General features: G+C 73.1%; 8 protein-coding genes. 7 read left to right on the top strand and 1 reads right to left on the bottom strand.

The genetic code is table 11. The annotated features are described in order from the left end of the window. Positions 1-283 precede the first annotated feature (283 nt). Complete coding sequence (locus T9R20_RS15120) at positions 284-901, top strand: hypothetical protein (protein WP_322410135.1); 618 nt, start codon at positions 284-286, stop codon at positions 899-901. A gap of 25 nt (positions 902-926) precedes the next feature. On the opposite strand, the gene T9R20_RS15115 is transcribed toward T9R20_RS15120, so the two are convergent. Further along, on the bottom strand, positions 927-1,562 hold the full coding sequence (locus T9R20_RS15115) for a hypothetical protein (protein WP_322410133.1): 636 nt from the start codon (positions 1,560-1,562) through the stop codon (positions 927-929). Between the two features lie 216 nt (positions 1,563-1,778). On the opposite strand from T9R20_RS15115, the gene T9R20_RS15110 reads away from it, so the two are divergent. The 6 genes from T9R20_RS15110 (at position 1,779) to T9R20_RS15085 (ending at position 12,576) form a co-directional block, all read left to right on the top strand. Then, positions 1,779-2,888 carry an ABC transporter gene (locus T9R20_RS15110; protein WP_322410132.1) on the top strand — a complete coding sequence of 370 codons (1,110 nt, stop codon included), beginning with the start codon at positions 1,779-1,781 and terminating at the stop codon, positions 2,886-2,888. Positions 2,889-2,947: 59 nt separating this feature from the next. Continuing rightward, positions 2,948-3,559, top strand: coding sequence for a hypothetical protein (locus T9R20_RS15105; protein WP_322410131.1), 612 nt, complete (start codon positions 2,948-2,950; stop codon positions 3,557-3,559). A gap of 31 nt (positions 3,560-3,590) precedes the next feature. Beyond that, a complete protein-coding gene (locus T9R20_RS15100; RefSeq protein ID WP_322412199.1) occupies positions 3,591-4,250 on the top strand; it encodes a spermidine/putrescine ABC transporter substrate-binding protein in 660 nt (219 codons plus the stop codon). A 155-nt stretch (positions 4,251-4,405) separates the two neighbouring features. Then, on the top strand, positions 4,406-5,542 hold the full coding sequence (locus T9R20_RS15095) for a serine/threonine-protein kinase (protein ID WP_322410130.1): 1,137 nt from the start codon (positions 4,406-4,408) through the stop codon (positions 5,540-5,542). After that, positions 5,542-11,574, top strand: a complete 6,033-nt coding sequence (locus T9R20_RS15090; RefSeq protein WP_322410129.1) for an Ig-like domain-containing protein — start codon at positions 5,542-5,544, stop codon at positions 11,572-11,574. The genes T9R20_RS15095 and T9R20_RS15090 overlap by 1 nt, the downstream gene beginning before the upstream one ends. A gap of 33 nt (positions 11,575-11,607) precedes the next feature. Then, entirely contained in the window at positions 11,608-12,576 is a 969-nt protein-coding gene (locus tag T9R20_RS15085; protein WP_322410128.1) for a MoxR family ATPase, read from the top strand. Positions 12,577-12,583: the final 7 nt, after the last annotated feature.

Raw genomic sequence — 12,583 nt, 5'->3', positions numbered from 1 at the left:
CGTCGGGACCGAGCGGGCCGCGGGTTCTCTCGTCGAGACCTGCCTTCGGCGTCGAGACCGAGCGCGTCGCCGTGGTTTTCGGCGGGGAAGTGCGGTTTCGGCTGGGCCTGCCGCCAGCGCCGAGCCACCGGATGATCGGCGAGGAGGAGGGCGGGGGAGGAGGGGGATGCCGCGGAGGGGCGACCCGCGCGGCGGCACGCCCGGCGGGTCAGGTGCACAGCGCGCGGCGAGCCGTCACGGGCCCGCGGCGCGCGCCGCCGTACCGTGGATCCGGAGGTGGAAGGTGGCGCGCATCCCGGGTCGGAGTCTGTGGCTCTCCGCCCCGGTCGGACTGCTCTGCGCGGCGGTCGTCGCAGCTCTCGTGTGGCTGGCCGCCCCGATGGTCCCGACCGTGGTGACGTGGGCCGGTGACACCCTGCGCGCCGCCACCGCCCGGGGGGAGGCGGCTCAGCCCGACGACCCCCTCGTCGCGGCGCTCGCGGGCGAGGCGCCCCTGGACTGCCGCGACATCTACCCCGACGACCTGTGGCGACAGCTGGCGTGGTTCCCGGGCGCGCTCCTGGCCCAGTCGTCGGCCGTGCCCGAGACCGCGACGCCGCCCCTCGTCGAAGCGCTCGCCCCCGACATCCGGATCTCGTGCCGGTGGCACACCCGCGACGGTGCGACCCTGCAGACCGCGCTCGCGACCGTCACCCCCGAGGCCGTCGCCGCGGGCGAGGCGGCCCTGAGCGCCGCGGGCTACGTCTGCAGCGCTGCCGCGCCCACCCTCAGCTGCACCCTCACGACCGGCGACGCGACCGAGACCCACACGTTCCGCGACGGGTGGTGGCTCGTGAGCGTCGAGCGCGGCTGGCACCCCGAGGACTACGCCGGCCGCATCGCCGCGCGCCTCTGGGGGTGACGAGCGGCGCGTGCCGGCCGGTCGCTCAGCCCGTCGGCCAGATCGCCGAGACGATCGACGAGGTGTAGCCGCTCGGCGCGAGGTTGGAGTACGACGTGTCGATCAGCAGGTCGTCACGCCAGAAGAGCGTCCGCCCGTTCGTGACGGGGTACTGCTCGCTCTCCCAGGTCTTCTCGCAGCGGGTGCCGCCGTCGGGGGTGTAGCACGTGAACCCCTCCTCCGCGGCGAGCTGGTTCAGCAGATCGAGCGCGGGCCCACGGTTCATCGGCTGATACGTCGTCTCGAGGAAGGTGGTGTCGGCCTGCGGATCGCGCCACAGGCACACCAGCGACCCGTCGGGCTGCGCTCCGAGGTCGCCGCCGTTGGCGGGATCGTTCAGAGGGATGCCTTCGAGCTGCGCCATCACTGCGTCCGACAGCGGCGCTTCGCAGGTCTCCGGGACCGCCGCCGCGCCGACCGCCGTCGAGGGCGTGGGAATCCCGGACGGCGAGGGCGAGCCGGATGCCCCGGGCGAGGATGCCCCCGGGGACGGCGTCTGAGAGGCCCCGGCCGAGGGGCTCGTCGCCGTCTCCTCGCCGTCTTCGGGTGCGCAGCCGGCGAGGGCCAGGGCGATGAGGAGGCCGGATGCTGCCGCTGCCGCGACGACCGCACGGTGCGTCATGGCATCACTCTAGGAAGACGGGCCATCCGCGACCGGCGACGCGCGGGTGGTCGGCGACCGCGCTCATATTCCGATCCGGGAATGGCGCGGGGGCGCCCGTGACGCACCCGATCGGCGAATCCGTCTCGCGCCGCGCGGCACGCCTGCGCGATTCCGGGCGTCCGTGCCGCTAGTTTCGCTGTGCGGGGCGCCAGTCCTGCGTGAGGAGTGCGAACGATGAGTGATTCGAAGTCGTCGTACGGCGACCCCGTCGAGGAGCCCCGCCCGACGGGCGATGACGTCGTCACGCGCGCGAACGAGGGTCTCGCCGACGCCGAAGCCGCCCGCGCGGCCGCTGTCCGCGAGGACGCCGCTCGCGCCGCCGAGCCCGCCGACCGCCCCGTCGACGACGGTGACGCCCGCGCCGCCGCAGCCGCCACGCCCGCGGACGACCGCCCGTACGCCCCGACGAGCGAGCCCGCCACCGCGCGCTGGGATGCCCCCGCCTCCCGCGACACCACCGGCTACGGCGACAGCGCCGACTACCGGGATGACGCGGAGCGCGATCGCTTCGCCGCCTACGAGGCGTCGGCCGACAGCTCCGCCGACCGCTCCGCAGCGCCCACCGGCGGCGTCGCAGCCGCCGGTGCCGCCGCCGGAGCCGGCGCCGCCGCGGCATCCTCGCGCCCCTCGGTGACGCCCAGTGAACCCGCCTCGGACCGCGGCTACGACGCACCCACGGTCGTGGCCGCCCCCGTTCCGCAGCAGACCGCGGCACCGCAGCCGATCTTCGTGCAGGCGCCCGAGGCGCCCCGGCCCCGAGGCAACCGCGCGGCGGCCGGAGCGATCGGCCTCCTCGCCGCGCTGTTGTTCGGCGTGCTGTATCTCGCCGCCTGGATCGGTCTGGGTGCCCTCGCCGGCGAGGTCGCCGTGGACTCCCTCGTCTCGACGCTGCTCACCGCGCTCGCGAGCTGGTCGCTGTGGATCCCCGTCATCGTCTTCTTCGTTGCGTTCTGGCTGCTCGGCGCGATCATCAATCGCGGCCGCTGGGGCGCGTGGGTGATCTTCGGACTCCTCGTCGGCGTCGCCGCGTGGGCCGGTCACATCCTCGGTCAGCTCTTCCAGGCGCCGTTCTGGACGCTCACCGCCCGCGAAGGGGCGGAGATCACCGCCGAACAGGTGCTCGCCCCGCTCGCGATCGTGGCGTTCATCCTCGGCCGCGAGCTGACCATCTGGTTCGGAGCATGGGTGGCCTCGCGCGGCAAGCGGATGACCGAGCTCAACGACGAGGCGCAGCGCGAGTACGAGCGCACGCTCGAAGCGGGCCCGCAGCTCGTCCGGCAGTGAGCCGGGCGCGCTGAGGCGACGACGCCGACGACGCACACCGCGAGTGACGACGGGATGACGTGATCGAGCCCGTCGACGACCGCCCCCGCGTGCCGGTGCCCCCGCTCATCGCCGTCGTCTTCGCCACCGTTGGGTACGTCGCCCTGATGATCTTCGGGCTCGGGATGACCAGCCTCATCCTCGACCGCAGCGTCATCGAGGTGCAGGGGCTCGGGCCCCTTCCCGGCGTCTTCGCCGTGCTGGCCTCGACGCTCGCGGTCGCCGGCGTGCTGCTCAGCGTCATGCCGCGACCGCTTCTCCCGCCCGATCCCTCGTCCATCCCCGCGTCGGGCCGCCCCGCCGCCGGCATCCCCACCGCCGGCATCCCCACGTCCATCGTGCCCGCCACGCCGACGCCCGCCCCTGCTGCGTCCCCGCGCTATTCCGTCGCCCTGTGGACGGCGCTCGGCGCGTACCTCGGTTACGTCGTCGTGGTCTGGATCGCCGTCGTCGCCTCGGGCGAAGAGCTGCGCATCGCCTCGACCGTCGCCGGCGGCGTCGCGGCATCCTGGTTCGGGCTCGTCCTCGCCGCGGCCGGGGCGATCGCCGGGATCAGCGCCGTCGCGATGGTGCGCACGCGCGGCTCCGGTCCCCACTGGCCGTGGGAGGGGGAGGAGCAGGATGACGCATGACGCCGCCGACCCGCAGGGATACCGTGTAGGGGTGGAGCGGTCGCTCGAGACCCAGGTCAGCCAGGCGGTGGACGCCTGGCTGCGGTGGCTGCCCCGCTGGGAGCCGGCGACCCACCGGGGACGGGTGGCTCCTTGCCGTCGCTGCTTCGGTTCCCCTGTGCTCTCGGCGGCGGGCCTCGGCGCCGACGTGCCCCACGGCGTGCAGCACGGCCTGTCCACGCGCATCAAGACGATCGTCGACCATGCCGTGGCGGAGTACACCGCTCTGAACCTCCCGATGCTCCAGGCCGAGCTCGACCAGCAGGCCGCGCGCAATCGCGCCCGCAGCTACCGGCCCGCGGAGGGGCTCGAACCCGAGTTCGACGGGCTCCCGCTCGACCCCGAGCCGACACCGGGAGCGCCGTTCCTCTTCACCCTGTCGGGCCTGGCGGCCCAGGCCGACTCGGACGTGCCCGAGCTCCCCCCGCTCAGTGAGGAGGCGAAGGCCGCGCTCCGCCAGGAGGTCGGCCTCGCCGACGACTACGCCAACATGGTCGGGCGCGAGGTCTGCACCATCCTGCTGCACCATCGCCTGCGGATCCAGGCCGGGATCACCGAATACGTCGAGCCCCAGATCGAGGCGATGCTCGACGAGCTCACCCGGTCGCTGGATGCGCCGTTCGACCCGAACGACCCGCATCCCCTGCCCTGACCCCCGTCGTCGGTAACGATCCAGGCGCTGTTCGCCGGGCTCTCCGCAGCCCTGGGCGAGGGTGCAGGCGGGCTTTGTTAGCATGGCCGGGTTTCCAGCGTCGTAGCGCTGTGATCCCGCCGGTCGGGCGGGTGGGATTCCGGGGAGGGGATGCGGTGACGACTCGCCTGCCCTCCGCGCCTCCGATCCTGCCGGGTCTGTCGTACATCCGGCCTCTCGGCTCGGGCGGGTTCGCCGACGTCTTCCTCTACGGGCAGGACATGCCGCGGCGCGATGTCGCGGTGAAGGTCCTTCCGAGCGATGTGGGCGATCCGGAGCTGCGGCGCATGTTCAACGCCGAGGCCGACGTCCTGGCGCACCTGTCCGCGCATCCGTCGATCGTCACGGTCTACCAGGCCGGGATCTCCGCCGATGGGCGGCCGTACATCGTGATGGAGTACTGCCCCGGCTCCCTCGCGCAGCGCTACCGGATCGAGCGGATGCCGGTGGACGAGGTCCTCACCATCGGTGTGAAGATGGCCAGCGCCCTCGAGTCGGCGCATCGCGCCGGGCTCGTGCACCGAGACGTCAAGCCCAGCAACATCCTCGTGACCACCTTCGGCGCCCCGGTGCTGGCCGACTTCGGCATCTCGTCCTCCCTCGCGCGTGTGAGCGCCGGCGAGGTGCTGGCGATGTCGATCCCGTGGAGCGCGCCCGAGGTCGTGGCCGAGGAGACCGCCGGCACCATCGCGAGCGAGGTGTGGAGCCTGGGCGCCACCGTCTATTCGCTGTTGGCCGGGCACAGTCCGTTCGAGCGGCGCGAGAAGGGGCAGAACACCAAAGAGCTCCTGCGGCGGCGGATCGCCAAGGCCAGCTACACCCCCATCAACCGCGCCGACGTGCCCGCAGCACTGCAGGACGTGCTGGCCCGAGCGATGAGCCGGGATCCGCGCGAGCGCTACGCCACCTCGCGGGAGCTCGCCGACGCGCTCCGCGAGGTCCAGGCGGGCCTCGGCCTGTCGCCGACGCCGCTGGAGGTGCCGGCGTCCGACTGGGCGGCGAGCGGCGGCATCGATCTCTCCGACGATGCACTCCGGGGTCCCGCGCGCAGTCGCCTCGAGCGCGAGGTGACCCGCAAGCGGGCCGCGGCGACGGGGGTCGCCGCGCTGCTGCGCGACGAGGACACCTCGCTCTCCTCACCCGCCCCCGCTCCCGCTCCCCACCGTGCGCTGCCGTGGATCCTCGGCGGAGCGGGCGCCGCCGCGCTCATCGCCGTGGTCCTCGCGGCTCTCCGCGCGGCGGGGGTGCTGTGATGGCGGCGCGCCGGGCGAGGCCCGCGCACGCGGTGCGCTCCCGCGGGCAGGGCATCGCCCGCCGCGGTCCGCTCCTGGCCCTGGTCGCGGGCGGCGTCGCCGTGGCGACGGTCGTCGTGGCGAGCATCGTCTGGCCGGGGCTCGACGCGCAGGAGACGCCGCCGGTGGACACGTCCGTCTGGGCGCTGCAGACGGGCGAGGGCACGCGCTACGCGCGCGTCAACACCTCCATCCTCGAGCTCGACACGGTGCGCACCGTCTCCGATCCCAGTCAGGTCGCGCAGTCCAGCGCCGGCACCTTCCTCTTCACCGGCAGCAACAGCCGCGTGACCCGCGTCGACGAGGCACTCCCCGTCGACCTCGACGACGAGGCGCTCCGGGAGTCGCCGAGCACCCCCGACGGCACCGTCGAGGTCGTCACCGCGGGTGAGTTCGTCGTCTACCGCACCGAGTCGGGCGTGCTCTACACCGGCACCCTCGCCGAAGGGCGCTCCCCCTCACGGCTCGAGCCGTTCCCCTCCGACGACGAGGACGCCCCGTCCTACGCCGCCGACGCCGTCGCCCTCGACGCCCGCGGCATCCTCCTCAGCTACTCCGAGGGCGACGGATCGGTGCTCACCTACGACATCGGAGCATCCGCCGTGCGCTCGCGCGACGAAGTCTCGATCGACGACCTCGCCGATCCCGCCATCACCGGCGCAGGCGACACGTGGGTGCTGGTCGATCGCGAGGACGGGTCGTATCTCGTCGCGGGGACGGATGCCGCGCAGACGGCGCCCGTCACCGGAGCCGTGGTCGCCAGCTCGCCCGACCCAGACGGGACGGCGGTGTACCTCGCCTCCGACACCGGGCTCGCGCGCATCCCCGTCGACGGCGGTGATCCCGAGCCGGTGGTCGGCGACACGACACTGCTCGGCACCCCGGCGCAACCGCTCGTCCAGGACGGGGTGGTCCACGCCGCGTGGCTGGCGGAGGGCGATCTGGGCGGTCAGCTGTGGACCTCCGAACAGGGCACCCTCAGCCCCCTCGACTACGCCGGGCAGGAGCTCTCCGACCAGCGGCGTCCGGTCTTCACCTCCAACGGCGACACCGTCATCCTGAACGAGACGCGCACCGGCTGGGTCTGGACGGTGCCCGACGGGCGCCTGGTGCCCTCCAGCCAGCGATGGAGCCTCGACGACGAGGTCGTCTCGGATGCGCAGCCGAGCGAGGAGCAGCTGAGCGTCGTCATCGATCCGAAGGCGCCGATCGCCGAGCCGGACGCGTTCGGGGTGCGGCCCGGGGCTCTGGTGAGCCTGCCGGTGCTGCTCAACGATCACGACCCGAACGAGGACGTCCTGAGCGTGGATCCCGCGTCGGTGACCGGACTCGACCCAGGATTCGGCACGGTCTCGATCACCGACGACGGCCAGCGGCTCGCCGTCCGCGTCGAGCCGGGCGCCAGCGGGGCTGCGAGCTTCGCGTACGCCGTGACCGACGGCACCGCACCGGGGGGCCTCGCCTCGACCGCGACGACCGTGACGCTGCAGGTGGCCGGCGACGAGCAGAACACCGCGCCCGTGTGGTGCGGCGTCGAGCGCTGCCTCGCCGAGTGGCCGACCCCCGAGGTCGCCCGCGGTGGGACGGTCACCGTGCCGGTGATGACGGGCTGGGTCGACCCCGACGGCGACCCCATGCTGCTCCTCTCGGCCGAGAACACCTCGGGTGTCGGCAAGGTCGCCGCGACCCCCGCGGGCGACATCGTCTATCAGCACGCCGATGACGGCAGCGGCGCTGAGCAGCTGATCGAGATCGTCGTGTCGGTCGCCGACACGCGGGGAGCCGTGACGACGAAACCGCTGGTCATCCGGGTGTCGCCGCAGCCGACCCTGTCGGTGCAGTCCTTCGCCGTCGTCGACACCGTCGGGGCCACCACCACCATCGACGTCGGACCGCACGTCACCGGCACGGCCGGCACCGTGCGCCTGGACGCGGTCCGCGTCCTCGACGACGCCCGGGCGAGCGCCACGATCGTCGGCGGCTCGACGTCGTTCGACTTCCGCGCCGAAGAACCGGGCACCTACCGCGTCGACGTGACCGTCACCGACGGCACCACCCAGGAGAACGGCACGGTCCGTGTGACCGCGCTCGCCGCCGACGCGCCGACGGACCTTTCCACCGCGCCCGTGGTGGCGTTCGTCCGTCCGCAGCAGGACGCGACGCTCGACATCCTCGCTGCGGTGTCGAACCCGACCCGGCGCGTGCTGCTCCTCAGCGATGTGCAGGCCCAGCCCGACGCGGGGGCGTCGCTGTCCTTCGACACGCTGTCGCAGAACTACCTGCGGGTGTCGGGCTCGACCGCCGACGGCGCTCCGGGGCGGCTCGGGACGATCACCTACACCGTCACCGACGGCACCGAGAACCAGGGATCGTCGGTCGAGGGGCAGGCCACGGTGTACCTGCTGCCCCCCGCCCCCGAGCTCGCCCCCATCGCGGTCGACGACACCGTCGTCGTCCGCGCCGGAACCCAGATCGACATCCCCGTGCTCGAGAACGACGTCGCGCCCGCCGGCGGACGCCCGACGCTGAATCCGGCCACGGTGCTCTCGTCCTCCGCCGCCGCTCTGGCCTTCGGGTCGGGGGACGTGCTGCGCTACCTCGCTCCCGACGAGCCCGGCGAGTACGCGATCGACTACGACGTGTACACCACCGGGGCGCCGTCGCTGACGGATCAGGCGCGGGTCACGGTACAGGTGCTGCCCGACGACGAGAACCGTGCTCCCGCCCCCGACACCGTCGAGGGCCGGGTGCTCAGCGGGCAGTCGACGAGGATCGAGTTCGACGGCTATGGCGTCGACCCCGACGGCGACACCGTGTCGCTCGACCGCGTCGTCGCCCAGCCCGAGTCGGGCGTGGCGACCATCTCCGCCGACGGGGACGCGATCGTCTACACCAGCGTCGCCGGCTTCAGCGGTCAGGTCACCTTCCCCTACCGCGTCGTGGACGAGTTCGGCCAGGCCGGGGAGGGCACGGCGCGCGTCGGCGTCCTCGACAGCGACGCCAACCCCAGCCCGGTGACCTTCACCGACTCCGTCCAGGTGCAGGCGGGCTCCGACAGCACCATCCGCGTCAACCCCCTCTCCAACGACAGCGATCCGACGATGGGCGAGCTGACCGTCGACGAGGTGCGCCCCGACGTGCCCGAGACGCTCGAGGACGGGTCGGAGAACCCCGAGTTCGTCCGGCTGGCCGAGAGGATCCGCTCGGTCGGCGACAGCCAGGTGGTGATCGCGGCAGGCACCGAGCCCGGCACGATGTCGTTCCTCTACGACGTGACATCGAGCTCGGGCAACACCGGGCGCGGACTCATCGTCGTCACGGTCGTGCGCGAGAGCGTGCCGGACTTCCCCGTGGTCGAGGACACGGTCCTCACCGCCGAGACCCGTGAGGACTTCGTCGACGGCGTCGACGTGCTCTCGGGCAACGTCTCGTGGTCCGGCGGCGACATCGACGACCTCGAGCTCGATCTCTGGGGCGAGCCGGGCGACGTCACGGTCCGCGGGTCGGAGATCTCCGGTCCGCTCCCGGCCACCACCCGCGTCATCCCCTTCTCGGTGACCGGCGAAGGGGCCTCGGGAGAGGTGACCAGCTACGGCTTCCTCCGCGTCCCCGGCGACGACGACCTGTCGCTGGCGCTGCGATCATCCGCACAGCCCGTCGAGGTGCCCGAGCTCGAATCGGCGACCTTCGACATGGACGACCTCGTCGCGATCCCGCGGACGGCCGCGCTCGAGGTCGGCGACGACGTGCGCGCATCGGGAGCCCGCGCCGAGGCGGTCTGCACGGCGGCGGGGGACGGGCAGATCCGCTACGACGCCGGGGCGGGCGCCCCATGGACCGACGCCTGCCAGGTGCCGGTGCGGGTGGCCGGCACCGAGGACTTCACCTACCTCTCGGTGCCGATCCTCGTCGAGGCGACGGACCCTCAGCCGGAGCTGCGTCCCGGCGCCCTCACCGTCGGACCGGGCGAGACCGCCACCTTCGACCTGCGGAACATGACCACCTGGCAGCTGCGCGAGGACTGGGACGGCATCGCCTACGCGCTGTCGTACCCGGGAGGGGCCTTCGAGGTGTCGCTCGAGGGCTCGATCGTCACCGTGACAGGTGCGGACACCGCCGTCCCCGGTCGCGAGGAGGTCGTCGCCGTGTCGGCGCCGAGCCACCCGAACACGGCGCCGTCCCGGCTCATCCTCCGGGTCGGTCAGGCGCCCTCCACCCTCCCGCAGGGCGGATCGGTGACGCAGCAGTGCTCGCAGGCCGGGGGGTCGTCGTGCACCATCACCGTGATCGGCGCCGCGGGGGAGATCAACCCGCTGCCGCGAACCCCTCTCGCGGTCGTCGACGTCCGCCCGACGGGCGCCTGCGCGGGCGTGAGCTTCCAGGTGTCATCGCCCCGCACGGTCGTGGCGTCGTGGGCGCCGGATGCTCCGGGGGCCACGTGCTCCGCGACGTTCTCGGTCGTCGACGCGCAGGGCCGTCGTACCGCAGGTGAACGCGACGGCCGCCTGCTGCTGGACCTCCAGGGATTCCCGCGTCCGCCGGCCGCGCTCGTTCAGACGGCGTTCGGCAACGAGACGGTCACGCTCCGGGTCGACCCGGGCGACGCGCGACTGGCCTACCCCGGGCTGAGCGGCTTCCGCATCCGGTACGCCGGCCAGGTGGTCGCCGAGTGCGGTCCCGCCGGGTCGTGCCCGCCCATCTCGGCGCCCAACGGCGAGCGCCGCGTCTATGAGGCCGTCGCCGTCAATGCCGTCGGCGAGTCGCGCGGGGTCGTGCGCACCGAGGCATGGGCCTACGACGCCCCGCCGGCGCCCACGGGTGTGCAGTGGGTACCGCTCGAGACCCGCGGTGAGGGCGGGTACATCGCCCTTCGGATCGACGGGATCGACCCCTCGCGCACCGGGTCGCTGGAGATCACCAGTTCCACCGGCGACCGGTCGGTGGTGAACGTCGGCAGCCGCGACACGACCGTCGACGTCCGCTCCTACCGGGTCGGCTCCAACGCCCCGACGCCCGTCACGGTCACGCCCTACTCCCGATTCGACCGGCCACCGGGACTCGGGGGTGGGGGCGTGAACGCCGGAGCCTCGGTCACCGTCAACGCCAACGGGGTGGGTGCGCCCCTCAGCCCCGCGCTCGACCTCGAGTCCGTTTCCGACGGGGAGGGCACCTCGACGGTCACCGCGCGTGCGAGCGCCGGCACGAACGGAGCGGGCTCGACGCTGCGATACGGCATCGTCCCCGAGGGCGACCGATGCGTGACGAGCGACGACGGCGCCGTGGCCACGTTCCCGGGCCTGGAGGACGGCGAAGAGTACGAGTTCGAGATGTGCGTCGAATCGGTCTATCAGGGCGAGGTCTACGGCACCGCCACGGCGACCGCGACGGTGCGCGCCGCGCAGTCGGCCGCGGCGCCGACCGGGTACACCTTCGTCGTGGACGGCCGGCCCACCATCGGGCAGAACCGCGCGGACTGGGTCATCCGGGACCAGCCGACCTCGAACGAGGAGATCCCCAACCGCAACCAGGTGCGCTTCTCGGGCCTTCCCTCGACGGTCTTCGGGCAGGACCCTCGCGTCCGGGTCTGGTACGAGCATCAGTTCTGGGGCACGCGCTCGGCCGAGGCCACGGTCACCCCGCGCGAGGGGAGCGCCCCGTGGCAGATGACCGCGACCTGGCGGGCCACCTCCTGTGTCGGCGGCAGCACTCTGACCCTCGTCGGCGACTCCTCGACGGGGCCGGGGGGCAACGGCGCGGCCATCAGCTTCAGCCCGGCGAACCTGCGGTATTTCGACGCCGCCGGGAACGTCCTGCCGCACAGTGCCGACACCTGGTCGGTTCCGGCAGGCGCCGACCGCGTCGAGGGCATCACCGTGACCGTGGACTGGTCGGCGCGCGGCTGGGGGCTGCAGAACGTCACCGAGCAGTTCCGGGCCGACTGCCAGCCCGGCGACGGTGCTGCCCCGCCCGCTGCCCCGCCCGCCCAACCCTGATCTCACGCTCCACCGACACCGAGGAACGACACGATGACCATCACGCAGGAGCAGGCGACCTGGTTCGCGCAGACCTTCAGCCAGCTCGCCGACAACGTCGAGCGGGCGGTGCTCGGCAAGCGCCGCGTCGTCGAGCTCGTGCTGACGGCGATGCTCAGCGACGGTCACGTGCTCCTCGAGGACGTGCCCGGCACCGGCAAGACGTCGCTCGCCCGTGCGATGGCGCAGTCGGTGCAGGGCACCAACACCCGCATCCAGTTCACCCCTGACCTGCTGCCGGGCGACATCACCGGCATCTCGGTCTACGACCAGAAAAGCGGCACGTTCGAGTTCCACGCCGGCCCGGTCTTCGCCAACATCGTCCTCGCCGACGAGATCAACCGTGCGAGCCCCAAGACCCAGGCCGCGCTCCTGGAGGTCATGGAGGAGGGGCGGGTGACCGTCGACGGGGTGAGCCGCCAGGTGGGCGTGCCCTTCCTGGTCCTCGCCACCCAGAATCCCGTCGAACAGGCGGGCACCTATCGCCTTCCCGAGGCGCAGCTCGACCGGTTCCTCATGCGGACCTCGCTCGGCTACCCCGACCACGCCGCGACCGTCCGCATCCTCGACGGCGCCGCGGTCGCCACCTCCGACCTGCCGGCGGTCATCACCCCGCAGGCCCTCGTCGGCATGGCCGACCTCGCCGCGAACGTCTACGTCGACGCCCTGGTCCTCGACTACATCGCCCGCCTCGTCGACGGCACGCGCTCGGCCGACGAGGTGCGCCTGGGCGTCAGCATCCGCGGCGCCCTCGCCCTCACCCGCGCGACTCGCACCCGCGCCGCCTCGCAGGGACGCACCTACGCCACCCCCGACGACGTCAAGGCCCTCGCTGTCGCCGTGCTCTCGCATCGCCTCATTCTGCAGCCCGAGGCCGAGTTCGACGGGGTGACCCCCGAGGCTGTCGTCGGCCAGGTGCTTCTGGACGTCGCGCCCCCGACCCGTCGCGAAGCGACCGTCTGAGAATCGA

The sequence above is a fragment of the Microbacterium invictum genome, assembly GCF_034421375.1.
Lineage (GTDB): Bacteria > Actinomycetota > Actinomycetes > Actinomycetales > Microbacteriaceae > Microbacterium > Microbacterium invictum_A.
The sequence above is the reverse complement of the archived record's forward strand: the minus strand, read 5'-3'. Positions and strand labels throughout refer to the sequence as shown.

Bases quoted from the DNA above. Each gene is read 5' to 3' on its own strand.
- T9R20_RS15115 (WP_322410133.1), bottom strand. From the start codon at position 1,562: ATGACGCACCGTGCGGTCGTCGCGGCAGCGGCAGCATCCGGCCTCCTC.
- T9R20_RS15110 (WP_322410132.1), top strand. From the start codon at position 1,779: ATGAGTGATTCGAAGTCGTCGTACGGCGACCCCGTCGAGGAGCCCCGC.
- T9R20_RS15090 (WP_322410129.1), top strand. From the start codon at position 5,542: ATGGCGGCGCGCCGGGCGAGGCCCGCGCACGCGGTGCGCTCCCGCGGG.
- T9R20_RS15085 (WP_322410128.1), top strand. From the start codon at position 11,608: ATGACCATCACGCAGGAGCAGGCGACCTGGTTCGCGCAGACCTTCAGC.